Here is a 23134-nt window from a genome sequence, read left to right on the forward strand (position 1 = left end):
TGACACCCAATGAGTCAGAGCGAAGGTACTGGCTTGAATACAAAACCGTGGCCAATTTAACTTGACCACTACAAGGAGTCGATAATGGACAGCTCTGAATTTGATGCAAAGGTCGTGTTCCAACAGCTGCGGTCGCACTCGGACGTACAAAGAAAAATGCGTCCGTATAAGCAGCGCAAGTCCGTATGTGACCGCTATGCGGGTGAGTTGTTAGCGCTACGGCGTCAAGGTGCGACCTTGGGTGAACTACAACGCTGGCTGCAAGGCAAAAAGTGCCGCTGCTCAGTCTCAACCTTATCTCGATGGATGAATAAACATGCCTAGTTTTAGAAAGCAGATTAGTAACTCAGCGAAACATGCTTCGGGCATGATGAAGCAGGTACAAGGTAGCCTCATTCAATCCGTTGGAACCGTGCGTAACTACGAGCAACAGGTCAAGCAGTGCGCTGAATACCTAAAAGAGAACCAGCTGGGGACGCTGCACCAACTCACGGTGGAGCAAGCCAATGGCTACCTGCGAGAGCGTGCAGAAACGGCGAGTCAATCCAGTGTAGATATGACTCGGCAAGCCTTAGAGGTCATCATGCGCGAGGTAACTCACCAGTTGCCACAAGGCCAGCACCTTGATGTAGTTAAGTCTGAGCGACAAAGCGTCCTATCGAGCCGCGCCTACTCATCACCCCAAGTTCACGCCATTATAGAGCGGCAAACCCCGCCGCATGCCCTGGCCACTGCCATTGCGTATGATGCAGGCCTTCGCGCTCATGAGTTACATACCCTCGCGCCAGTCGATGTTCGACCGCCGGATGTTCGTGTGTCAGCCGCAGACAAGTTTGCCGGTCGAGGGGGCGTGGCCTATTCGGTCGTAGGTAAGGGCGGCTTATGCCGAGAGGTGCGAATCAGTGAGCCGCTAGCCAAACAGCTTGAGGCCAGTCGCCATCCGACACCTCAGCCCGTTACTGACCGCGGCATACGTTACCAGTCAATGTACAACATCGGTGGCGGGCAGAAGTGGAGTAACTCTTTTAGTGCTGCCTCATCGCGGGCTTTGGGCTGGAGCTATGGCGCACATGGAGTGCGCCACGCGTTTGCGCAAGAGCGCATGCAGACGCTTCAATTTAACGAGCTTTTGCCCAGAGAAGAGGCGCTGCGTGTGGTTTCTCAGGAGATGGGGCACTTTCGCCCCGATATTACTGAAGTGTACTTGCGCTAGAGCGAGGGCTTCGATTACCCGCATACTTTAGCCAACAAAATCTAGTGGTAATAGTGATAAGAGGCAGTCGAAGCTACTCGTAGCTAACCTAAATTGGAGGGGCTCGAGACTCTGAATGGCGTTGTTGCCTAAATCGAATTGAACCATTTTGCTCATCTGCGATCTGATCGTTAAACCCTACAATCAGGTCGCATCATGGGCACCACCAAGGGCAAAATCATCAATTGGAAAGAGTACAATCACACCTTAACTCAAAGAGGCTCGTTAACCTTTTGGATGGACGATGCGGCTATCAAGCATTGGTACAACCAAGACCCTTCTGGTCGCCGAGGTCGTAGCAATACGTACAGTGACTCAGCCATCAGCACCGCGCTCATGATTAAGGGCTTGTTTAAGCTACCTCTGCGAGCGCTGGAAGGGTTTATCAACTTGATATTTCGGCTGATGGATGTTGACCTCAAGTCACCTGACTATAGCTGTATCAGCAAGCGAGCTAAGACGGTTGAGGTTAACTATCGCCAACGCAGTACGGGGCCTGCCAGGCATATCGTGATTGATGCCACAGGGCTGAAGGTCTTTGGTGAAGGCGAATGGAAAATCCGTAAGCACGGCAAGGAGAAGCGGCGTATATGGCGCAAGATGCACTTGGCCGTAGATGTCGACACTCATGAGATAGTGAGCGCGGTAGCCTCGCTCGATAACGTGCATGACAGTGAAGTACTCCCTACGCTTATTAACCCACTTCGCCGTAAGATAAAGCAAGTCTCCGCCGATGGCGCCTATGAGGCGTTGTTGCCTAAATCGAGTTGAACCATTTTGCTCATCTGCGATCTGATCGTTAAACCCTACTATCAGGTCGCATCATGGGTACAGCCAAGGGCAAAATCACCAACTGGACGCAATACAACCAAGCCTTAAACCAAAGAGGTTCGTTAACCTTTTGGATGGACGATGCTGCTATCAAGCATTGGTACAACCAACACCCTTCTGGTCGTCGGGGCCGCAGCAATACTTACAGTGACTCAGCCATCAGCACCGCGCTTATGATTAAGGGCGTGTTTAAGCTACCTCTGCGAGCGCTGGAAGGGTTTATCAACTCGATATTTCGGCTGATGGATGTTGACCTCAAGTCGCCTGACTATAGCTGTATCAGCAAGCGAGCTAAGACGGTTGAGGTTAACTACCGCCTACGTTGTAAGGGCCCAGCTAGACACATCGTGATTGATGCAACAGGGCTGAAAGTCTTCGGTGAAGGAGAATGGAAAGTCCGTAAGCACGGCAAAGAAAAGCGGCGCATATGGCGCAAGATGCACTTAGCTGTTGATGCCGACACTCACGAAATAGTGAGTGCGGTAGCCTCGCTCGATAACGTGCATGACAGTGAAGTACTTCCCACGCTAATTAACCCACTTCGCCGTAAGATAAAGCAAGTCTCCGGCGACGGTGCCTATGACACAAAGCATTGCTACGCAGTGCTTCAGCGGAAAGGTATTGCAGCCACCATTCCACCTAGAAAGAATGCCGGGTATTGGCGAGGTGAACACCCACGAAACAAGGCCGTAGTTGCACTAAAGAGCGGTCAGTTAGCATCATGGAAACATGATAGTGGTTATCATGAGCGGTCGTTATCAGAGACTGCGATGTATCGTTATAAGCAACTGATTAGTGGCAAATTGAGCCTGCGCGATTACAACGCTCAAGTAGGTGAAATTATGGCTGGCGTCGCGGCGTTGAACAAAATGAGCAGGCTAGGTATGCCTGTTCGTCAGATAGCTGGATAAATCGCTGAGCAGCGCAGGGTTACTGCGTTCCCTGCACTGAATTGATCAACAAGGCCTTAGTGTGTACTCAATGGGGCGTGTTCGGGCTTGTTGTTCAGTTTTTTTATCATTCCTTTTGTCATCCTGTTTATCTTAGCCTCAATTGTTATTGCCATAAGTTGAGATAAAAAGTATGTTATCGGTAAGGTTGTTATCAGTGTCACAAAAAATTGATAGTTGTTAAGGCGATCAGCCAGTGCTTCCGTTGCGGAATTTAAAACCAAAAAGTGCAGTAAGTAAAAACTATAGCTGGCTCTACCAGTTTGCTGTAATGCATGAAATGTTGGAATTGAGGATGGGCGGTATAGTGCAATTGCAACAGGTATGGCTAATGTAAATGCAAAGTAAATATGAGCATATGTTTCAAGTGCTCTTGCTAAAGTTCCACCGTTAATAGTGATAATGATGTATATAAATATCAAGCTAAAAAATACCCCCCAAAGGGAAAAGGTATTGCTATTTACAAATCCCGTTAATCTGTGCGAGTCTTTGATAAAGTATAGGCATACCCCACATGCAAACACTGGCATCTGACTAGGAAGTGAGCGGTATAAGAATTTATAACGGTTTCTCTCCGGTGATTCCCCAAGCAACGGCATCAATTCATTAGCATATAATATGTCACTAAATACAAGGCGATACACCAAGGCGAAAATGGTTGTAACTAATAAAAAGTAAGTTGCAGTCTGGAGGTTTTTGATGGTCATAAAGATTAGTGGGCAAAGAAGGTAAAATTGAATTTCAACACTTATCGACCAACCACCAGGCACAACTGTACTTTGTGTTTCTGGATGCAGCATGCTCATTAGAGCGAAGTGCCAAGGGTAATGCCAAGCCTCTGGGCCATCTCCCCACCCTCTTGATGCGAGAACGCCGAAAAGCAAGGTGTATATTACAATGCCTAGCCAATATATAGGAATGATTCGCATGCTGCGACGGACAAAAAAAGATCTTATAGGCTTTTTGTCAATGGCTTTATGTTTGTTAAAGCTCATGAGTATAGTTACTGCACTTATCAAAAAAAATAGCTGAACCCCCATGCTTCCTAACTTGGCAATGCTAAATGCAGGTGATTCAATCGGCAGTGTCTTTTGTGATAAGTGTATGAAAAAAACCATTAATACTGCTATTCCTCTGACAGAGTCAAGGGATTTGGAACGTTCCATGTCACTTTGTCCTTTTTACATGCAGATAGAGTTTTTTACAGGTGTTGCTTTCTCATTATTGATTTCTTTAATGTTTATAAACTCGATACCAGAAATGATGGCATAATCAATTATCTCAAATAATGTATCAGGCTTTATAAATAACTGAGTTGGATTTTCGTTCGCTATGTCATGTGCAGATAAAACAAGTGTTTTACCTAACTCTGAAATATTGTCTATTACCTTCTTTAATTCATTGATGTTGAGGGTTTCTTCATCAATGGCAGAACCTAACGCTATTTGAGAGTTTTCAGAGTGAATACCTAAGTAATGTGAAGTGTTCTTACCGCTATATGTTCTAATGACATCAAAAATTTCTAATAATTTGGCGTTCGCTTCTTCGGTCTGAGAGTTAGAAAATGGGTATGCAAAAGAGTATATGGTAAAACCGTCATCGATCATAGAACATGTGGCTTTTATTACTTCATCGCTTAGCCAAGCATTTAGACCATGAGTTGCTATGTACTCGTTGGGGTGTTCGTGCTCTAAAGTATGAGCACCGATCTCAAATCCAGATTGCTCGAAATCATGGAGCATATTGATGAACTCGTCGTTTCTAGTGTTTACCGGTGCATTTTCGTCACCATATCGACTGACAAAAAATGTAGCAGTGGCTCCTCGATTCTCGATTTCTGTTTTAACTGAATGCCAATTGTTGACGTAAACGTCATCAAAGGTTAAAGCTATTCTTCCTTGCGGAGTTTCAGTGGGAGAAGTGCTATCACTTAATGAATTGCAGGCGGTAAGTATGAGCAAGGTCAGATACAGAAAGTTTTTTAGCTTGTTCATTGTACTTGCGATTCCTGTTTCACGGGAGGGTTAATTATCAGCTCTTATAGAGTCGCATAGTTAATACTAATGCAGTGTTGAGTTTTGGGGTGGCGATCACGTACTAAGAGGTGCTGGGCGAGAGCGTGAATGAGCGTGTTTTGATCATTGTGATTCTTGGCTGTTCCGATTCGCTAAAGAGTAATATAAACTTGCTCAATAAAGCAACAGCTAAAGCTCATAATATGACTACTGATTGTTCGATATACGTTCACGTTCTCACTCTGCTGAGGGATCCCTTCATAATCCCGCGAAAACATGCCTGTTTTCCTTAGCTTTCAGATGAATGCCTGTATTGACTATTTAATATTTCTAACTTTAAGCGGATAACGACCGAACTAGTCCATTTTAGGCCACTATTCGGTCAATTTCCGTTTTTTAGGCATCACTGATGCCGCTTGCTCCCCAACATCCGGTTAACCCGAACATACTAGCGGTGCGGTCCGGAATGGTGCCGTCTAAACAAAGCTGAGCAAACAAGCGTATTGAGGCGATGTCATAAAGAGCCTCTTCCAATGCGTCATCACTGAGTGTGTACAACTGCTGCATGCAGTGAATGCGCAACATGGTTTCTAAAGGATAAGGGCGGCGGCCATTACCTGCTTTAGGGTAGGCGGGCTCAATCACTTCGGTAAGCCGAACCCTAGTCAGCCGGTCATTTATTCGGGAAAGAAGTCGCCCTTTGCGGGTCTATCGGCGTTCCGAAGAAAACTTACTATCGGCGAAGGCTAGCTGATGAGACATTAATGCAGGGAGTTGTTGATATCCTTATGCCGATGATCTCACATCAGGGACTTAATCGCACCTTCCCTAATCAGTTAGGAACATGATGCCGATGCCGAGGTTTTGAAAGCTGAGCGGGATGAACAAGAACTGCAAACCAACTGGATAAAGTCATTACTTGTCCAACACCTAGTATCTCAAGTTCACGACTCGAGGAAGCAAATCGCTCGGTTCTAGGGGGCATTCAGTACGTGTACAGTTTAGATGGGAAAACTGAGTACTTGAGGTTTGTTTTGGAGTGGCAAAAGGGTAGCTGTTCCTTGGGGCATGTGTGGGACACTTTGGGGCAAAAATGGGGCAAAATCGTACGCTTTACTACTCGATGGTAGCGCTATCCTTAACGTTGTTACTATTTGAAATTATAATGAAAAGCCTGTCAGTAACCAGGTTGTCATTATCCGCCTAAGCTTAGTGTAGATGAACTGGGCCATTTGGCTCACTCCTTAAACGTTGGCATTGGCAGGCGATATCAATCGACACTTTAGTGTAGCGTGGCTGAAATTACGGCTGCCGGAAATTTGCCGCCAATCATACTGAGTAAGTGGCCGCTTTACAGCCTCTTTACCGCGTGAGTGGTGAGAAAACCCCCATAAGCTTTGAGCTGCAGCACATTTTTTGTTCGCTAAGCAAATTTTTTTCGCTGTTCGGAGAACTTTTGCCAGAACCCTAACTCATAAGGGGTAGTAAACAATCAAGGTAGCAGGGAAGAAAGCTACCGATTCAGGAAGAATTTAGGGGACAACATGGGATTTCACTGGCTTAGTTTGATCGTATTTATCTGGGGCGCTCTTACCTACCTTGTTGGCGTTGCCGGGATCATCTAACACACCCGACTTAACAGTGGCGGGCGACAGTGCTATGTTGGTGGCATGTATCAACCAGCTCACTTGATCCAATGTTAAAGTACGTCGCTAGTGCACTAGCATTTTTAAGCACTTCCGTTTTTGCTCTCACCTACCAGCTACCGGACGACGCGTCTCGAGTGGTGGGTTATAACCAGCAGCATATCGTCGAGTCTGGCGAAAACATGGCGATGATCGCCGAGCGCTATGAAGTGGGCTTTTTACACCTGCTCGCCGCCAACCCCGGTATCGACCCCTTTGTGCCCGGTGCAGGTAATACCCTACTGATTCCCACCCAACTGCTATTACCCGATGAGCCTCGCGAAGGCATCGTTATTAACCTCGCTGAGCTGCGCTTGTATTTGTACCGCCCAGACGCCGGTGAAGTGGATGTGTTCCCGATTGGTATTGGTCGAATTGGCCGAGCCACCCCTGAGATGACCACCCGCATCAGCCAGATGCGCGAGAATCCCAGCTGGGTCCCGACCCAGAAAACCCGCGATGAGTATGCCGCGCGCGGTGAGCCACTGCCATGGAAAGTCCCACCCGGTCCGGATAACCCTTTAGGCCTGTTTGCGATGCGCTTAGCTTACGGGCGTGGCGAGTACTTGATCCACGGTACCAACCAAAGCTTTGGGGTTGGTCTGCGGGTGAGCGCCGGCTGTATTCGCTTGTTCCCAGAGCATATTGAGTATGTATTTGGCCAGGTAGGGGTTGGCACGCCGGTGAAGATCATCAATCAGCCGGTTAAATACGCCAACGAGCCCGATGGCCGGATGATGCTGGAGATCCACGAGCCGCTAAACCGCAGCGAAGAGGAACGCAGCGAGCCGAGCAACCTACGCCTTAGCCGCGAGCAGGTGCAGTTTATCTCACAAGATGGGGTGGACAGTCGCTTGGTTAATCAACTGCTTAGACAGCAGCAAGGTATTGTGTTTGAGGTGGGCGCCCAAGGATAGATACTTGCTGGGCTGATGTGCAGAGAACAAAAAAGCGATGCCAAGGCATCGCTTTTTTGCATCGTGGCTTTTTCTTATTTAGAGAAAGAGCTAGATGCCATGTTGTCGATGCGCTCGTTAGCACGCATAGCTGCAGACAGAGCTTTGTCAGCAGTAGCTTGAGCTGCGTCTACGTCGCCCTTGATAGAGCTGTGCTCAGCACGTAGAGCTGCAACTTCGCTAGAAAGTGCGTCAACTTGACCTTGTAGGGTGCTTACTTCGTTTTCCAGCGCGGTAGTGTTACTACAACCAGCCAAAACAACAGTAGAAGCGATGGCGCCAGCAACTAAAAACTTTTTCATGTGGATGTCCTTCATTGTGATCATGCAAACAAGCGTATGATTATGTTCCGATTTGCAATTACTCTGTGAGTCGCAGTAATGATTATGGCGTATTCATTCTTGACTGCAAGCCTTTGCATGGCAAAAGTGACGAAAAAACCAACATTTTCAGTGTGGTTGCTTTGATATTGTTTAGATAAACACTAAAGATTTGCTCATTCGAGCGCCGTGGACTGGGCGTCGAGCTGACAGTTCGCAGTATTGTGTGAAATATGTCCCCATTGCTGAAACTGCCGTTGCGGGTCGACATATTGAACAGGCAAGGCCTTCACCACCAGTAAGTATTCACCCCGCAGTTGCCGCTGGGCTAGACTCATCTCGCTGAATTCTTGCTCAGTGACCACCACTACGCTGGCAATCGATAGGCGTGGATCACGCCATTTAATCCGCGCATACGTACCTTGGCGATAATCGCTGTGGAAGTTGCCTACGGTGAGTACCACCAATGAATGCCGCTTGGCTTGCCTTACCACCGATTCGGCCATGGTCTCGTCCCACACCAGCATGGCCTGAAAGTGACGCTCTTGGCTTTGATCGTTTGGCTCGCCGCCGTGATGGCCGTTGCCCAGCAAGCGGCTGCGATACGCTTCATCGTCCATGAAAAACTCGGAGGCCACCCACGTCCTCTGCTCATCGCTTAGCGTGTCTAAGTAATCGAGCCCATGTTGTCCTACACAGCGGGTCGCCAGTGTTGGTGCATTGGCCGCGATGACGGGCTGACGTTGAGCTTTAGCAAACTCCACCAAAGGGCGGTAGCTAGACGGGTAGTTGCCCCACGCGTCGGCCTCGCGACGAAACCACGCCTCACCTATCTCACCATTTAAATAGCTGTCGATACTGGCTTGATGGTTGCGGCTGAACTGCTCCATCGCCAATACCCAATCTGGCTGTGAGGCTGCCATCCCCACCAACAGCTGCATCTGTGCCAGATGAATCGCTGGGTGGCCGTGTAGCTCGCCCAAGATCACTACCTGATGTTCGGATAACTCAGCGGCGGCCTGCTCTGTAGTTAACTGGCGTTGATCGGCAGTGCTATAGAGCCGGTATTGATAGTAATGAGCAAGCTCTGATGCTGGTGGCTCTTTTGCCGGTGCGTCGGTGTGGGAGGCGGAGTTCGCGGGATCGGCTATCTGACTGCAGCCCAGGCAGAGGCCACAACTCAGGCTGAAGGCGAGCAAAGGTTTCATTGAGGACTCCTGCAAAAAGTGCGCTGTTTAAGTCTAACGAATTCAAACCTTAGTCAGGCTTTTTTAGTTGCAACTTTATTTTCACATTGGGGCTGAGTTATCTGGGTAACTGGGGTAGAATCCCTGCTTCATCACCCACCAACATGATTTACAGGTACAGGAGAGACTGATGTTAAAGCGTGATTTGAATATTGCCGATTACGATGCCGAACTATGGCAGGCGATGACCGATGAGACGGTTCGCCAAGAAGAACACATCGAGCTGATTGCTTCAGAGAACTACACCAGCCCACGAGTAATGGAAGCGCAGGGCTCTCTGCTGACCAATAAATACGCTGAAGGCTACCCGGGCAAACGCTACTACGGCGGTTGTGAGTATGTCGATAAAGCGGAATTCCTGGCTATCGAGCGTGCTAAGCAGCTGTTCGGTGCCGACTATGCCAACGTGCAGCCACACTCTGGCTCGCAAGCTAACTCAGCCGTATACATGGCACTACTGAATGCCGGAGATACCGTATTGGGTATGAGCCTGGCCCACGGTGGTCACCTGACCCACGGCGCCTCAGTGAGCTTCTCCGGTAAGATCTACAACGCCGTTCAATACGGTATCGACCCAGAGACTGGTAAAGTAGATTACGCCGAGGTTGAGCGTCTGGCCCTTGAGCACAAGCCGAAGATGATCATCGCTGGCTTCTCCGCTTACTCGGGTATTCTTGACTGGCAGGCCTTCCGTGATATCGCGGATAAAGTGGGTGCTTACCTGTTTGTCGATATGGCGCACATTGCTGGCTTGGTGGCTGCTGGCCTGTATCCAAACCCAGTACCGGTGGCTGACGTGGTTACCACTACTACTCACAAAACCCTGGCGGGTCCTCGTGGTGGTTTGATCCTGGCTCGTGCAAACGAAGAGATCGAGAAGAAACTGAACTCTGCGGTATTCCCGGGCGGTCAGGGTGGCCCTCTGATGCACGTGATTGCAGCTAAAGCCGTGGCCTTTAAAGAAGCCATGGAGCCTGAGTTTAAAACCTACCAGCAAGCGGTAATCGATAACGCCAAAGCGATGGTAGCGGTAATGCAAGAGCGCGGTTACAAGATCGTCTCTAACGGCACCGACAACCACCTGTTCTTGGTCGACCTGATCGATAAAGACATCACTGGTAAAGATGCTGATGCCGCCCTTGGCCGTGCCAACATCACCGTGAACAAGAACTCGGTACCGAATGACCCGCGTTCACCGTTTGTGACCTCTGGTCTACGTATCGGTACGCCGGCGATCACTCGCCGTGGCCTAGACGTTGCAGCGGTTCAACAGCTGGCGTCGTGGATGTGTGATGTTCTGGACAATCTGGAAGATGACGCGACAATCGACCGTGTGAAACAGCAAGTTTTGGAACTGTGTAAACGCTACCCAGTTTACAAGTAAAACCAGTTTGAAACTTTTCCGTCGGTAAGACGGTCTGAATATAGGAGGCTATGCCTCCTTTTTTAGTATTTGCAAAAGGAAGTGCGGTGTTGAAATAATCGTCAATACTGGCATCTAGATTGCTTGAGATCAAAGGATTGAATAACAGGTCAGTTAGACTCTGCGCAACGTCAAGGGCTTGGCGCGATCTGACCGACAACTCTGGTGGAGTGTGTAATGAATCCTTTAAGTAATGCCAAGCGACTGCTGTTTATCCAGATAATCGTCTGGGGCAGTGTGGCAGTTGTCGCCATCACCTAAGCCAACTTGCCGCGCGGCTGTCTGTGTGCAGCTAGCGCAAGCGCTGCTAACGCAACCGCGGTCTGTGAACCATAGTAACGACAACTAGCTGCCGTAAAGCGGCGCTTTTTCTCCGTAATTTCTGATTTAGCAGCGGCGGAAGTTGTGTCGCCCCCCGCTAACCAGCTAAAATTCCGACATATTCACTAGTGGGTACCCCTGATGTATTGTCCTTTCTGTGCCGCACACGAAACCAAAGTAATCGATTCGCGATTGGTCGCTGATGGACATCAGATCCGTCGCCGTCGAGAGTGTCTGGAATGTCATGAGCGCTTTACCACCTTCGAGATTGCCGAGTTGGTGATGCCGCGGGTGATTAAAGGCAACGGTACCCGTGAGCCCTTCAACGAAGAGAAGATGCGCGCCGGGATGATGCGAGCGCTGGAGAAACGTCCGGTTAGCGTCGATGACGTCGAGCAGTGCGTCAACAAGATCAAGTCTGCGCTGCGGGCAACCGGTGAGCGCGAGGTGGAAACTGGCCTTATCGGTAATCTGGTGATGGAGCAGCTCAAGGCGCTGGATAAAGTCGCTTACGTGCGCTTTGCCTCGGTATACCGCAGCTTCGAGGATATCCGAGAGTTTGGCGAAGAGATTGCCAAGCTGGAGAAGTAATGGCCGAGTTTTCCGCCCAAGAATGTCGCTGGATGGCCCACGCCATCCAACTCGCTAAACGGGGTCGCTACACCACCGCGCCTAACCCCAATGTGGGCTGTGTGATTGTCCGTGATGGGCAGCTGCTAGGCGAGGGCTTCCACCGCAAGGCAGGCGAAGGCCATGCCGAGGTCAACGCCATCGCAGATGCCAAAGCCAAGGGCCATTCACTGCAAGGCGCCACCTGTTACGTCACCCTTGAACCCTGTGCTCATCAAGGCCGAACCCCTTCTTGTGCGAGAACGCTCGCGGCTGAACAAGTGGCCGAGGTGGTGATGGCGATGGTTGACCCCAACCCGCTGGTGGCAGGGAAGGGTGTGGCGATTATGCAGGAAGCTGGAATTAAGGTGCGCAGCGGGCTTATGGCCGATGCGGCCCGGGCCCTTAACCCCGGTTTTTTAAGTCGGGTAGAGCGAGCGCGTCCCCAAGTTAAGCTAAAGCTGGCCAGCTCCATCGATGGTCGAACTGCGTTGGCCAATGGCGAAAGCAAATGGATAACCGGCAACTTGGCGCGCCAAGATGTGCAGCGCGAGCGCGCTTGCAGCCATGCGATTCTTTCTACCGCTGCTACAGTGATTCGCGATGACGCTTCGCTCAACGTCAGACATGGCGAGCTGGGCTCTTTGCGCGAGCGCTACCCCGAGCAGGCGCTGCGTCAGCCGGTTCGGGTGATCATCGACCGTCAGGGGCGACTAGCGCAGGCGGGAAGTGAACTTAAGTTGTTCCACAGCCCCGGTGAGGTATGGGTACTAAGCTATGCTGAGCAGGCGCTGCCCGCTGAGATGAGCGCCAAGGTTAAGCAACTGATCGTCCCGGCCGGGGACAACTGGCTTTTGCGGGCGATGCAGCTACTGAGCAAGAATGAGATTAACGACTTGTGGGTGGAAGCAGGCGCAGGCCTGGCGGCCGCGCTGTTAGATGCCGAGCTGGTGGATCAGCTGATTAGCTACCAAGCGGGTGTATTGATGGGGCAAGATGCCCTGCCGCTGTTTGCCCTGCAGGGGTACACCGAGATGGCCAAACTGAGCCGCTGGCAGCTTTGCGAGCAACGGGTGGTCGGCCCGGATATCAAGACCATCTGGCAGCAACGCAACTAGCTTATTAGGCCCTTAGCCAAATGCATGCCTGCTTATTAAAGTGGGTTTAACCGAACAGAGTATTAGAGCAACGCGACATGTTTACCGGAATTATTGAGGCCTGTGGCCAGATCAGCGAGATGCGTCGGGTGGGCGGAGATATCGCCCTGTCGATCAGCTGCCCTGAGCTGGATATGGGCGATGTCAGACTCGGCGACAGTATCGCTGTGAACGGCGTATGTCTGACTGTGGTCCGCTTCGATGCCGACAGCTTTGTGGCTGACGTGTCCCACGAGACCATCGCGCAAAGTGCCCTGTCCAAACTCAAGGTGGGCGGTAAGGTCAATCTGGAGAAGGCGATGCTGGCCAGCTCGCGTTTCGGCGGCCATATCGTTAGCGGTCACGTGGACGGCGTGGCAACCGTGGCGCGCATCGAAAAACAAGCGCGCGCCATCGACTTGTGGATTAAGCCGCCGGCCGAGCTGCAGCGCTATATTGCCCACAAGGGCTCGATCACGGTGGATGGTATCAGCCTGACCGTGAACCAGTTAGACGGCGAGTTGTTCCGGCTAACCATTATTCCGCACAGCGCGGAGCAAACTACCATCGTCCAGTGGCGTCAAGGTGACCCGGTGAATATCGAGGTTGACGTATTGGCGCGCTATCTGGAGCGTTTGATGCAGTTTCCTGCGCAGCCCGATGCACCGGCCAGCGGCGGCATCGATAAACAGTTTTTAGCTCAACACGGCTTCTTTAGATAAATCAGCCTACAACACAGGTGAACTATGGCGCTTAGTAGCATAGAAGAGATTATTGAGGACATCCGCCAAGGTAAAATGGTGGTGTTAATGGACGACGAAGATCGCGAGAATGAAGGCGATCTGATTATGGCCGCGGATCTGGTCACGCCGGAGGCGATCAACTTTATGGCCACCTACGGCCGTGGTCTGATCTGCATGCCGATGACTCAGGCGCGTTGTGAGCAGCTCAAGCTACCGCTGATGGTAGAAAAGAACACCGAGCAGTTCCAGACCAGCTTTACCGTCTCGATTGAAGCGTCCACCGGGGTGACCACCGGTATCTCGGCGGCCGACCGTGCACGCACCGTACAGGTCGCCGCTTCGGTGAATGCCAAGCCGGCTGATATCGTGATGCCTGGCCATATCTTCCCATTGATGGCTAAAGAAGGCGGGGTATTGAACCGAGCTGGCCACACCGAAGCGGGTGTCGATTTAGCGCGGCTTGCTGGTCGCGAGCCTTGCGGGGTGATTGTTGAGATCCTCAACCCCGATGGCACCATGGCCCGTCGCCCAGATCTGGAAAAGTTCTGCGCCGAGCACGGCCTGAAGATGGGCACCATTGCCGATCTGATTGAGTACCGTAATCTGCACGAAACCACCATTGAGCGGGTTGCAGAGTGTCAGATGCCCACTCGCCATGGCGATTTCAAGCTGATCACCTACCGCGACACCATCGACAACAAGGTGCATTTCGTGATGCAGGCTGGCGAGGTACAAGCTGACCAAGCCACCGCCGTGCGGGTACATCTACACAACCCGTTTAGCGACCTGCTGGGCAGTGACCGCCTTGGCAAGATGAGCTGGCCGCTGGACCAAGCGCTGAAAAAGATCGCCGAGGAGAAGGGCGTACTGGTGCTACTGAGCACCGATGACAGCGCCGATGCGCTGATCGAGCAGGTTAAAGCCTTTGCCCGGGCAGACCGTGGCGACACCATCAAGGCCAAAGGCGCCGAGCCGGTCTCGCGTACCGTCGGTGTAGGCTCGCAGATTCTCGCCGACTTGGGCGTGGGCAAGATGCGCCTGCTTAGCTCACCCAAGCGCTACCATGCGCTATCAGGCTTTGGTCTGGAAGTGGTCGAATACATCGATTGCGATGGCTGCTAAGCAGCCACTAACAGAAACTCAACCATCGCGCCAAGCTTGTGATAGAATGGCGCGTTTTTATCGAATAACTAGTATTAGTGCGTAACTAAGCGAATAAGATAACAGAGCAGAATATGAAGGTAATCGAAGCTAGTCTTGCGGCCCCCCATGCGAAGGTCGCCATTGTAATCGCCCGTTTCAACAGCTTTATCAACGAAAGCCTGCTGTCTGGTGCGGTTGACACCCTGACTCGTCAAGGTTCAGTCAGCGAAGATAACATCACCGTTGTTCGCGTACCGGGCGCGGTAGAGATCCCACTAGCCGCCAAGCGTTTGGCTGCCAGCGGTAACTACGATGCCATTATCACTCTGGGAACCGTTATCCGTGGTGGTACTTACCACTTCGAGATCGTATCTAACGAATGTCACAAAGGCCTGGCGCAAGTAATGATGGAGTACAACGTGCCAATTACCTTTGGTGTATTGACCACCGAGTCTATCGAGCAAGCCATTGAGCGTGCCGGCACCAAGATGGGTAACAAGGGTACGGAAGCTGCACTGAGTGCCTTGGAGATGATCAATCTCGTACCACAGCTTGACGCCTAATTGAGGAGACTCCAGTGAAACCAGCTGAGCGCCGCAAGGCCCGTCAATTTGCTACTCAGGCGATCTATCAGTGGCAGATGACCAACGACAATATCGCCAACATTGAACACCAGTTCATGACCGATCACGACATGAGCAAGGCCGACGTGCCTTACTTTTCATTGCTGATCGCCGGTGTGGCTGCCAATGCCAACAAACTCGACCAGGCGATGGCATCATCGCTGTCTCGTAAGCTTGAAGAGCTGGACATGGTTGAGCACGCTATCCTGCGTATCGGCATGTATGAGCTGCTGATGGTTGATGGCATTCCACCGAAAGTGGTAATCAACGAAGCCATCGAACTGGCTAAGTCGTTTGCTGCAGAAGACAGCCATAAGTTCATTAACGGCGTGATGGACAAGGTTCTGCGCCTGCAAGATCTTAAGTCAAAACCAAACTAATATGAGCAGCGTCCCCCTCGATGAGTTCTCGCTCATCGAACGCTTCTTTACCCGTGAAGAGCAACGCGCCGATATCGCCCTCGGTATTGGCGATGACGCGGCGCTGCTAACACCACCAGATAACCATCATCTGGTGGTGTCCACCGACACCTTGGTGGAAGGCATCCATTTTCTCCCCGATATTCCTGCCCACGCCCTTGGACACAAGTCTTTGGCGGTTAACCTCAGCGATCTCGCCGCGATGGGCGCAGAGCCGCGATGGGTGACACTGGCCTTGACCTTGCCCGAAGTGGACGAGCAGTGGCTGAGCGAGTTCAGCCGTGGCTTCTTTGAGCTGGCCGAGTTCTACAACGTCAGCTTGGTAGGCGGTGACACTACCCGCGGGCCGCTGAGCATCACGGTGACTGTACATGGCGTGGTACCGCTGGGTAAGGCGCTGACCCGCCATGGCGCAGCGGCTGGCGATGGCATCTACGTGACCGGCACGCTGGGCGACTCGGCACTGGGGCTTGCAGCCTTGCAGCAGCGGCTATCGCTGAGCGAAAGTGCTCGGGATCAGCTGATTGAGCGCCACTACTACCCTCAGCCTCGGGTATTGGCCAGTTATGGTCTGCGCGATGTGGCCAGTGCCACCATCGATATCTCCGATGGCCTGCTGGGCGATCTGGGTCATATCCTCAAGCGCAGTAACTGCAGTGCCAATCTGGAGCTGGAGCGCTTGCCGCTCTCTGACTTGATGCGTGAACTGGTTTCGGAAGAACAGGCGATTCATTTCGCACTGACCGGTGGTGAAGACTACGAGCTGTGTTTTACCGTACCGGAAGCCAACCGCGGGCAGATCGAAACCGCCTTGTCGTTTAGCGGCGTTCCGTACCACTGCATTGGTACGGTGGGAGTGGGCAGTGGAGAAGTGAACCTGCAACTGAACAACAAGCGCTATCAGTTAGAGACGAGCAGCTGGAACCATTTCGAGTCCTGATTGCGAATTTGCGCTAAGACCCCTAATTCGAGTGAAGAGTACTATGTCAGAGAGCCCTCGCGCCGCCCTAAAAGCCCTTAACCTAAGCAACCTTTGGCACCTTAGTGCCGTGGGTTTTGGCAGCGGCTTAGCGCCCAAGGCCCCCGGCACTTTTGGTACCGTAGCGGCCATTCTGCCTTATTTCCTGATTGCACAGCTAAGTACCCCTTGGTACTTGTTGGTGCTGGCGCTGACTACCTGGTTTGGCATCGTCTGCTGTCAAAAAGCCACCGATGCCATGGGAGTACACGATCATGGTGCCATTGTGTGGGATGAGTTCGTCGGCTTTTGGATCACCATGCTGTGGGTGCCCTTTAGTTGGACTAATTTGCTGCTGGGCTTTGTGCTATTCCGCTTTTTTGACGTACTCAAGCCGTGGCCAATCAAGGCTATCGACAAGAAAGTGGATGGCGGCTTAGGCATTATGCTCGACGACCTGTTGGCGGGGGTATTTGCCTGCGCCAGCTTGCATTTAATTCTGCACCTTCTGGGCTGATTCCGGCCCGACCAGACAATCCTACCTGACAAGCTCAGCATTCCCCCAAATCATGCTGAGCTTATGCCATTCTATTTGCCATACAAAATGAATAGTTATATGAAAAATATGAATTCACTTTCATATTTTATCTCCTCAAAGCTACGGTCATTAGCTTAAAGCTGCAGAGAAGCTAGACATTTTCAGTTAAAAATACTAATTTAACCCTCGCAGTAGCGTATCCTGCTAAGCGGTATTTGAATAAATATTGCTATCGATCAAGGCTTTGATCTCGGGCTTTCGCTTAGCAAGTAGTGCACGGAACACGCAAACTACAACATATGGAATGCGATAGATAATCGCATACGACACGATGTCATTACGGAGAAACACAATGAAAAAAGGACTGACCAAGCTGTCTCTGGCTTTGGCGGCCAGTGCTTTCGCGATGAGCGCCCAAGCACAGACCTTCGTTTTCTGTTCAGAGGGTAGCCCTGAAGGCTTTAACCCGTCTCTTTACACCGCCGGCACCACCTTTGATGCCTCTTCAAAAACCATCTTTAACCGTCTGGTTGAGTTTGAAGTTGGTACCACCAATGTTGAGCCGGGTCTGGCTGAGTCTTGGGAAGTATCGGAAGATGGCTTGGAATACACCTTCCATCTGCGCAAAGGCGTGAAGTTCCACTCTCAGAAGAAAGGCTTCAAGCCGACCCGTGACTTCAATGCCGATGACGTAGTGTTCAGCTTCTTGCGTCAGGACGACCCTGAACATCCTTACCACAAAGTGTCTGGCGGTTCTTACGAGTACTACAACGGCATGGGCATGCCTGAGCTAGTCAAGGAAGTGGTTAAGGTTGATGACTACACCGTTAAGTTCGTACTGAGCAAGCCTGAAGCGCCGTTTATCGCCAACCTGGCGATGGACTTTGCCTCTATCTTCTCTGCCGAGCAAGCCGACGCGCTACTCGCTGCTGGTACCCCTGAGAAGCTGGACCTAGACCCTGTGGGCACCGGTCCGTTCCAAAAAGTGCAGTACCAAAAAGACTCGATTATCCGCTACTTGGGTAACCAAGATTACTGGAAGGGCGCACCTCAGATTGATCGCTTGGTATTCTCTATCACCCCGGATGCCTCAGTACGCTACGCCAAGCTTAAAGCCGGCGAGTGTCATGTCATGCCGTATCCAAACCCTGCTGACGTGGCGCAAATGGCCGAAGACAGTGAGATCAACCTGATGAGTCAGGAAGGTCTGAACGTTGGTTACCTGGCATTCAACACCCAGAAAAAACCTTTCGATGACGTACGTGTTCGTCAAGCCCTTAACCTGGCCCTGAACAAGCAAGCGATTATCGACGCGGTATTCCAAGGCGCAGGTAAAGTGGCGAAGAACCCACTACCACCGACTATTTGGTCGTACAACGACGCGACCGTTGACTACCCATACGATCCAGAAAAAGCTAAAGCGCTATTGGCCGAAGCGGGTGTCACCGACCTGAAGACCAACATTTGGGCGATGCCAGTACAGCGTCCCTACAACCCGAATGCTCGTCGTATGGCGGAAATCATTCAGGCTGACTGGGCCAAAGTGGGCGTAGACGCAGAGATCGTTAGCTACGAGTGGGGTGAGTACCTCAAGCGTTCTAAAGAAGGTCAACACGACACCGTACTGCTGGGTTGGACCGGTGACAATGGTGACCCGGATAACTTCCTGTCAGTACTGCTGAGCTGTGATGCAGTAGGCGGTGGTAACCGTGCGATGTGGTGTAACGAAACCTTCAGTGACCTGCTAGAAAAAGCCAAGCAGATCAGCGATCAAGGCGAGCGTGCCAAGCTGTATGAAGAAGCACAGCTGGTCTTCAAAGAGCAAGCGCCTTGGGTAACCGTTGCCCACTCAGTGGTATACAAGCCAGTACGTAAAGAAGTACAAGGCTTCAAGATCGACCCTCTGGGCGGTCACCACTTCTATGAAGTTTCACTCAAAGACTAGTGTGAAGACAGGGGGCAGCTCGCTGCCCCCTTTATTCGCTGACAAGCACTCCTATGTTTCAATTTATATTTAAAAAGCTGATGTTGGTGGTACCGACCTTCATCGGTATTACTTTATTGACCTTTACCCTGATTCGCCTGATTCCCGGTGACCCGATTGAGGTGATGGCCGGTGAACGCGGGGTGTCGCCAGAGCGACATGCCCAGCTGCGCGCTGAGTTAGGCTTGGATCAACCGCTGCTGATCCAATACAAAGACTACGTGGTCAATATTTTCCATGGTGACTTGGGTAAGTCCTTGATCACCAAGACGCCTGTAATGGAAGAATTTGCCAGCCTGTTCCCGGCAACCGTGGAACTGGCGACCTGTGCCGCGCTGTTTGCAGTGCTGGTGGGGCTGCCTGCGGGGATTATCGCGGCAGTCAAACGAGGGTCGATATTCGACCACTCGGTGATGACCTTTTCGCTCACCGGCTACTCCATGCCGATCTTCTGGTGGGCGCTGCTATTGATGCTGGTGTTCTCGGTTAACCTCGGCTGGACCCCGGTCTCCGGGCGGCTCGATGTGACCTATTGGATTGATGAAGTCACCGGCTTTATGTTGATCGATACCTTGCTCTCGGGTGAAGAGGGCGCGTTTGCCTCTGCGCTGCACCACTTGGTGTTGCCAAGTATTGTGTTGGGCACCATTCCGATGGCGGTGATAGCCCGGATGACCCGCTCGTCGATGCTGGAAGTGCTTAGCGAAGACTATATCCGTACCGCGCGCTCCAAGGGCATGGCGCCATTGCGGGTGATTGTGGTACACGCCCTGCGTAACGCCTTGATCCCGGTGATTACGGTGATCGGCTTGCAGGTCGGTATTCTGCTGTCTGGCGCGATCCTGACTGAGACGATCTTTGCCTGGCCGGGCATCGGCAAGTGGTTGATTGAGAGTATCGCCCGCCGCGATTACCCCGTGGTACAGGGCGGCATTATGATGGTGGCGACCATTATTATTGTGGTCAATCTGATCGTCGACATCCTCTATGGCGTGGTGAACCCGCGCATCAGACACAATAAGTAGGGGGCGATATGTCAGATTCTACTAATACCGAAACGCTGAGCCCCGAGCAAGTTGGGCCTCAGCCGCAGACTCCGCTGCAGGAGTTCTGGAGCTACTTCTCTGCCAACACCGGTGCGGTAGTTGGCTTGGTGTTCATTGTCACCATGATTATCGTGGCGCTGTCGGCCAACTGGCTGGCACCGCACTCGCCGATTGAGCAATACCGCGATGCACTATTGATGCCCCCAGCCTGGGTTGAGGGCGGAAGCTGGACCTATGTACTCGGCACCGATGATGTGGGCCGCGATATCTTATCGCGCCTAATGCATGGTGCGCGCTTGTCGCTGTTTATCGGCTGCTTGGTGGTTACCTTGTCACTGGGCATGGGCATTTTGCTTGGTCTGGTTGCCGGTTATTTCCAAGGCGCCGTCGATACCGCGATTATGCGTGCTGTAGACATTATGCTGGCGATGCCTAGCCTGCTGCTGGCGATTGCGATTGTGGCTATCTTGGGCCCAAGCTTGATCAATGCCTCGATGGCGATTGCGATCGTCTCCTTGCCACACTACGTGCGCCTAACCCGCGCCTCGACCATTGCCGAGCTAAGCAAAGACTATGTGGTGTCCTCGCGGGTAGCTGGGGCCTCGCACCTGCGCCTGATGTTTATCACTATCTTACCCAACTGTTTGGCGCCGCTGATCGTGCAAGCCACCCTTGGTTTTTCCAATGCCATCCTGGATATGGCGGCACTGGGCTTCCTCGGCTTAGGTGCTCAGCCGCCTACGCCGGAGTGGGGCTCGATGCTGGCCGATGCGCTGCAGTTTGTGCAACGCGCTTGGTGGGTGGTGACCTTCCCCGGCTTGGTCATCCTGCTGACCGTACTGGCCTTTAACCTGATGGGTGATGGCCTGCGTGATGCCCTCGACCCCAAACTAAAACAATAGGAGGACGCTGATGGCCTTATTAGAAGTAAACTCGCTCAGCGTCGAGTTTGGTGATGGACCGAATCCCTTCCGAGCGGTTGACCAAGTCAGCTACAGCGTGGAAAAGGGCGAAGTGGTGGGTATTGTCGGTGAGAGTGGCTCAGGTAAGAGTGTGAGCTCGCTGTCGATCATGGGTTTGATTGAATACCCCGGCCACGTAAAAGCCGAAGGGCTGACTTTTGATGGCCAAGATCTGCTGTCGATGCCAGTGAAAAAACGCCGCGCGCTAACCGGTGCCGATATCGCGATGATCTTCCAAGAGCCGATGTCGAGCCTCAACCCTTGCTACACCGTTGAGTTCCAGATCACTGAAGCGCTCAAGATCCACCAAGGCGGCAGAAAGAAATGGCGCCGTGAACGTGCCATTGAGTTACTTGAGCAGGTGGGTATTCCAGACCCTAAATCGCGCCTCAAAGCCTATCCGCACCAGTTATCCGGTGGGATGAGCCAACGGGTGATGATCGCCATGGCAATTGCCTGCGACCCAAAACTGTTGATTGCCGATGAGCCAACCACCGCACTGGATGTAACCATTCAGGCTCAGATCGTCGACTTGCTGCTCGAGCTGCAACGCGAGAAGAACATGGGGCTGGTGCTGATTACTAACGACCTGGCCTTGGTAGCCGAAGCCGCCGACCGGGTGATCGTGATGTATGCAGGACAGGTGGTGGAAACGGGCCCGGCGGAAGAGATCTTCTCAACCCCGCGTCATCCCTACACCCAAGCCTTGCTGCGTTCACTGCCTGAGTCCTCTCAGGGTAAAGAGCGCCTCGAAGCACTACCCGGCGTAGTACCCGGTGCCTTCGACCGGCCCAAGGGCTGTATGTTGGCGCCGCGTTGTCCTTATGCCAGCGAACGTTGTCAGCGTGAAGTACCCATGGTAAGTGGCGATAGCCTGCGTCAGGTGCGCTGTTTTACCCCCCTCGATTTGCAAGGAAAACCCGCAGCATGAGTGAAGCGAAGTTAACATCATCGACCGCAGCTGGGCAGGCGGAATCCTTGCTGAGTGTGGTGGATATCAAGAAGCACTATCAGGTGAAAACCGGCTTTATGAAGCCTGAGGCCAATGTAAAGGCCCTCGATGGTGTCAGTTTTAACCTGGATAAGGGCAAGACCCTGGCAGTGGTAGGAGAGTCGGGCTGTGGTAAATCTACCCTGGCTCGGGTTCTGACCATGATTGAGCAGCCCACCGCCGGTGAGTTGCGCTTCGATGGCCAAGACGTACTGGGCCTCGGCGCGGAAGCGGCCAAGGTGCTGCGCCAGAAGATCCAGATTATCTTCCAAAATCCCTACGGCTCGCTCAACCCGCGTAAGAAGGTTGGGACCATCTTGGAAGAGCCCTTGGTGATCAACACCAGCTTGAGCAAGCAAGCGCGCAAGCAAAAGGCGCTGGATATGCTGGCCAAGGTGGGGCTGCGCCCGGAGCACTACGACCGCTACCCGCATATGTTCTCCGGCGGTCAGCGCCAGCGTATCGCGATTGCCCGCGGCCTGATGCTCGACCCTCAGGTGGTGGTGGCCGATGAGCCGGTATCGGCGCTGGACGTATCGGTACAGGCTCAGGTACTGAACCTGATGATGGATCTGCAACAGGAGATGGGGCTGAGTTACATCTTTATCTCCCACGATTTGTCGGTGGTGGAACATATTGCCGATGAAGTGATGGTGATGTATCTGGGCAAAGCGGTGGAGTATGGCAGCTGTGAGGCGATCTTTAACGATCCCAAGCATCCCTATACTCAAGCGCTGCTCTCCAGTACCCCGCGTCTTGACCCAGCCCACCGCCGCGAGAAGATCAAGCTGCAGGGTGAGCTACCATCGCCGCTCAACCCTCCACAAGGCTGTGCCTTCCACGCCCGTTGCCGCTACGCCAACGAGCGTTGTGCCCAGCAGCAGCCGCTGCTGGTAAACGAGTCTGGCACCCAGGTAGCCTGTTTTGCTCGGGAAGAAGGGCGGCTCTAAGCGCTCTACTTACCCCTGTAACAACTCAAGCG

22 protein-coding genes and 2 pseudogenes are annotated in these 23134 nt (G+C 52.2%); 19 read left to right on the forward strand and 5 right to left on the reverse strand.

Going from position 1 to position 23134, the window contains the following annotated elements; all coding sequences use genetic code 11:
- Positions 1-84 precede the first annotated feature (84 nt).
- The 4 genes and pseudogenes from G462_RS0107550 to G462_RS0107565 all read left to right on the forward strand — a co-directional run bounded on the left by G462_RS0107550 (position 85) and on the right by G462_RS0107565 (position 2994).
- Positions 85-324, forward strand: a complete 240-nt coding sequence (locus tag G462_RS0107550) for a hypothetical protein (RefSeq protein WP_026958462.1) — start codon at positions 85-87, stop codon at positions 322-324.
- Complete coding sequence (locus G462_RS0107555; RefSeq protein ID WP_035477157.1) at positions 317-1213, forward strand: site-specific integrase; 897 nt, start codon at positions 317-319, stop codon at positions 1211-1213. The genes G462_RS0107550 and G462_RS0107555 overlap by 8 nt, the downstream gene beginning before the upstream one ends.
- Positions 1214-1408: 195 nt before the next feature.
- A pseudogene (locus tag G462_RS22025) lies at positions 1409-1999 on the forward strand (IS5 family transposase); the annotation flags it as partial.
- 77 nt (positions 2000-2076) lie between these two features.
- Positions 2077-2994, forward strand: coding sequence for an IS5 family transposase (locus G462_RS0107565; RefSeq protein WP_026958464.1), 918 nt, complete (start codon positions 2077-2079; stop codon positions 2992-2994).
- 56 nt (positions 2995-3050) lie between these two features.
- Here G462_RS0107565 and G462_RS0107570 read toward each other — a convergent pair whose 3' ends face one another.
- The 3 genes and pseudogenes from G462_RS0107570 to G462_RS24895 form a co-directional block, all read right to left on the reverse strand.
- Positions 3051-4199: an acyltransferase family protein gene (locus G462_RS0107570; protein WP_084404973.1), complete on the reverse strand. Its 1149-nt coding sequence runs from the start codon at positions 4197-4199 to the stop codon at positions 3051-3053.
- 15 nt (positions 4200-4214) lie between these two features.
- Entirely contained in the window at positions 4215-5027 is an 813-nt protein-coding gene (locus G462_RS0107575) for a polysaccharide deacetylase family protein (protein ID WP_026958466.1), read from the reverse strand.
- A 465-nt stretch (positions 5028-5492) separates the two neighbouring features.
- Positions 5493-5810 (reverse strand): annotated as a pseudogene (locus tag G462_RS24895) (transposase); the annotation flags it as partial.
- A 934-nt stretch (positions 5811-6744) separates the two neighbouring features.
- On the opposite strand from G462_RS24895, the gene G462_RS0107585 reads away from it, so the two are divergent.
- Complete coding sequence (locus tag G462_RS0107585; protein ID WP_026958468.1) at positions 6745-7650, forward strand: L,D-transpeptidase family protein; 906 nt, start codon at positions 6745-6747, stop codon at positions 7648-7650.
- Between the two features lie 74 nt (positions 7651-7724).
- Here G462_RS0107585 and G462_RS0107590 read toward each other — a convergent pair whose 3' ends face one another.
- Complete coding sequence (locus G462_RS0107590; protein WP_026958469.1) at positions 7725-7991, reverse strand: Lpp/OprI family alanine-zipper lipoprotein; 267 nt, start codon at positions 7989-7991, stop codon at positions 7725-7727.
- Positions 7992-8185: 194 nt separating this feature from the next.
- Positions 8186-9217 (reverse strand): ChaN family lipoprotein, encoded by a 1032-nt coding sequence (locus G462_RS22035; RefSeq protein WP_051326600.1) that lies wholly within the window; start codon positions 9215-9217, stop codon positions 8186-8188.
- 169 nt (positions 9218-9386) lie between these two features.
- On the opposite strand from G462_RS22035, the gene glyA reads away from it, so the two are divergent.
- The 14 genes from glyA to G462_RS0107665 all read left to right on the forward strand — a co-directional run bounded on the left by glyA (position 9387) and on the right by G462_RS0107665 (position 23102).
- Positions 9387-10640 carry a serine hydroxymethyltransferase gene (glyA, locus tag G462_RS0107600; RefSeq protein WP_026958470.1) on the forward strand — a complete coding sequence of 418 codons (1254 nt, stop codon included), beginning with the start codon at positions 9387-9389 and terminating at the stop codon, positions 10638-10640.
- A 501-nt stretch (positions 10641-11141) separates the two neighbouring features.
- A complete protein-coding gene (gene nrdR / locus G462_RS0107605; RefSeq protein WP_026958471.1) occupies positions 11142-11591 on the forward strand; it encodes a transcriptional regulator NrdR in 450 nt (149 codons plus the stop codon).
- Positions 11591-12727 (forward strand): bifunctional diaminohydroxyphosphoribosylaminopyrimidine deaminase/5-amino-6-(5-phosphoribosylamino)uracil reductase RibD, encoded by a 1137-nt coding sequence (gene ribD, locus G462_RS0107610; RefSeq protein ID WP_026958472.1) that lies wholly within the window; start codon positions 11591-11593, stop codon positions 12725-12727. The genes nrdR and ribD overlap by 1 nt, the downstream gene beginning before the upstream one ends.
- Before the next feature lie 77 nt (positions 12728-12804).
- On the forward strand, positions 12805-13467 hold the full coding sequence (locus tag G462_RS0107615; RefSeq protein WP_026958473.1) for a riboflavin synthase: 663 nt from the start codon (positions 12805-12807) through the stop codon (positions 13465-13467).
- A 24-nt stretch (positions 13468-13491) separates the two neighbouring features.
- Positions 13492-14610, forward strand: a complete 1119-nt coding sequence (gene ribBA, locus G462_RS0107620; protein ID WP_026958474.1) for a bifunctional 3,4-dihydroxy-2-butanone-4-phosphate synthase/GTP cyclohydrolase II — start codon at positions 13492-13494, stop codon at positions 14608-14610.
- Positions 14611-14723: 113 nt separating this feature from the next.
- Complete coding sequence (gene ribH, locus G462_RS0107625; RefSeq protein ID WP_026958475.1) at positions 14724-15194, forward strand: 6,7-dimethyl-8-ribityllumazine synthase; 471 nt, start codon at positions 14724-14726, stop codon at positions 15192-15194.
- A gap of 14 nt (positions 15195-15208) precedes the next feature.
- The gene (gene nusB / locus G462_RS0107630; RefSeq protein ID WP_026958476.1) at positions 15209-15634 is read left to right on the forward strand and encodes a transcription antitermination factor NusB; all 426 of its coding nucleotides are present in this window, start codon (positions 15209-15211) and stop codon (positions 15632-15634) included.
- 1 nt (position 15635) lies between these two features.
- Entirely contained in the window at positions 15636-16613 is a 978-nt protein-coding gene (gene thiL / locus G462_RS0107635; protein WP_026958477.1) for a thiamine-phosphate kinase, read from the forward strand.
- Positions 16614-16656: 43 nt separating this feature from the next.
- Positions 16657-17148 (forward strand): phosphatidylglycerophosphatase A family protein, encoded by a 492-nt coding sequence (locus G462_RS0107640; protein ID WP_026958478.1) that lies wholly within the window; start codon positions 16657-16659, stop codon positions 17146-17148.
- A gap of 373 nt (positions 17149-17521) precedes the next feature.
- The gene (locus G462_RS0107645) at positions 17522-19114 is read left to right on the forward strand and encodes an ABC transporter substrate-binding protein (RefSeq protein ID WP_026958479.1); all 1593 of its coding nucleotides are present in this window, start codon (positions 17522-17524) and stop codon (positions 19112-19114) included.
- A 53-nt stretch (positions 19115-19167) separates the two neighbouring features.
- Entirely contained in the window at positions 19168-20178 is a 1011-nt protein-coding gene (locus G462_RS0107650) for an ABC transporter permease subunit (protein WP_026958480.1), read from the forward strand.
- A gap of 8 nt (positions 20179-20186) precedes the next feature.
- Positions 20187-21101 carry a dipeptide ABC transporter permease DppC gene (gene dppC / locus G462_RS0107655; protein WP_035477162.1) on the forward strand — a complete coding sequence of 305 codons (915 nt, stop codon included), beginning with the start codon at positions 20187-20189 and terminating at the stop codon, positions 21099-21101.
- 10 nt (positions 21102-21111) lie between these two features.
- Positions 21112-22092, forward strand: coding sequence for a dipeptide ABC transporter ATP-binding protein (gene dppD / locus G462_RS0107660; RefSeq protein WP_026958482.1), 981 nt, complete (start codon positions 21112-21114; stop codon positions 22090-22092).
- Positions 22089-23102, forward strand: coding sequence for a peptide ABC transporter ATP-binding protein (locus G462_RS0107665; protein ID WP_035477166.1), 1014 nt, complete (start codon positions 22089-22091; stop codon positions 23100-23102). Before dppD ends, G462_RS0107665 begins: the two co-directional genes overlap by 4 nt.
- The last annotated feature ends 32 nt before the right edge of the window (positions 23103-23134 follow it).

Source organism: Aliagarivorans taiwanensis DSM 22990 (genome assembly GCF_000429505.1).
GTDB lineage: Bacteria > Pseudomonadota > Gammaproteobacteria > Enterobacterales > Celerinatantimonadaceae > Aliagarivorans > Aliagarivorans taiwanensis.

Bases quoted from the DNA above. Each gene is read 5' to 3' on its own strand.
- G462_RS0107550 (WP_026958462.1), top strand. From the start codon at position 85: ATGGACAGCTCTGAATTTGATGCAAAGGTCGTGTTCCAACAGCTGCGG.
- G462_RS0107555 (WP_035477157.1), top strand. From the start codon at position 317: ATGCCTAGTTTTAGAAAGCAGATTAGTAACTCAGCGAAACATGCTTCG.
- G462_RS0107565 (WP_026958464.1), top strand. From the start codon at position 2,077: ATGGGTACAGCCAAGGGCAAAATCACCAACTGGACGCAATACAACCAA.
- G462_RS0107570 (WP_084404973.1), bottom strand. From the start codon at position 4,199: ATGGAACGTTCCAAATCCCTTGACTCTGTCAGAGGAATAGCAGTATTA.
- G462_RS0107575 (WP_026958466.1), bottom strand. From the start codon at position 5,027: ATGAACAAGCTAAAAAACTTTCTGTATCTGACCTTGCTCATACTTACC.
- G462_RS0107585 (WP_026958468.1), top strand. From the start codon at position 6,745: ATGTTAAAGTACGTCGCTAGTGCACTAGCATTTTTAAGCACTTCCGTT.
- G462_RS0107590 (WP_026958469.1), bottom strand. From the start codon at position 7,991: ATGAAAAAGTTTTTAGTTGCTGGCGCCATCGCTTCTACTGTTGTTTTG.
- G462_RS22035 (WP_051326600.1), bottom strand. From the start codon at position 9,217: ATGAAACCTTTGCTCGCCTTCAGCCTGAGTTGTGGCCTCTGCCTGGGC.
- glyA (WP_026958470.1), top strand. From the start codon at position 9,387: ATGTTAAAGCGTGATTTGAATATTGCCGATTACGATGCCGAACTATGG.
- nrdR (WP_026958471.1), top strand. From the start codon at position 11,142: ATGTATTGTCCTTTCTGTGCCGCACACGAAACCAAAGTAATCGATTCG.
- ribD (WP_026958472.1), top strand. From the start codon at position 11,591: ATGGCCGAGTTTTCCGCCCAAGAATGTCGCTGGATGGCCCACGCCATC.
- G462_RS0107615 (WP_026958473.1), top strand. From the start codon at position 12,805: ATGTTTACCGGAATTATTGAGGCCTGTGGCCAGATCAGCGAGATGCGT.
- ribBA (WP_026958474.1), top strand. From the start codon at position 13,492: ATGGCGCTTAGTAGCATAGAAGAGATTATTGAGGACATCCGCCAAGGT.
- ribH (WP_026958475.1), top strand. From the start codon at position 14,724: ATGAAGGTAATCGAAGCTAGTCTTGCGGCCCCCCATGCGAAGGTCGCC.
- thiL (WP_026958477.1), top strand. From the start codon at position 15,636: ATGAGCAGCGTCCCCCTCGATGAGTTCTCGCTCATCGAACGCTTCTTT.
- G462_RS0107640 (WP_026958478.1), top strand. From the start codon at position 16,657: ATGTCAGAGAGCCCTCGCGCCGCCCTAAAAGCCCTTAACCTAAGCAAC.
- G462_RS0107645 (WP_026958479.1), top strand. From the start codon at position 17,522: ATGAAAAAAGGACTGACCAAGCTGTCTCTGGCTTTGGCGGCCAGTGCT.
- G462_RS0107650 (WP_026958480.1), top strand. From the start codon at position 19,168: ATGTTTCAATTTATATTTAAAAAGCTGATGTTGGTGGTACCGACCTTC.
- dppC (WP_035477162.1), top strand. From the start codon at position 20,187: ATGTCAGATTCTACTAATACCGAAACGCTGAGCCCCGAGCAAGTTGGG.
- dppD (WP_026958482.1), top strand. From the start codon at position 21,112: ATGGCCTTATTAGAAGTAAACTCGCTCAGCGTCGAGTTTGGTGATGGA.
- G462_RS0107665 (WP_035477166.1), top strand. From the start codon at position 22,089: ATGAGTGAAGCGAAGTTAACATCATCGACCGCAGCTGGGCAGGCGGAA.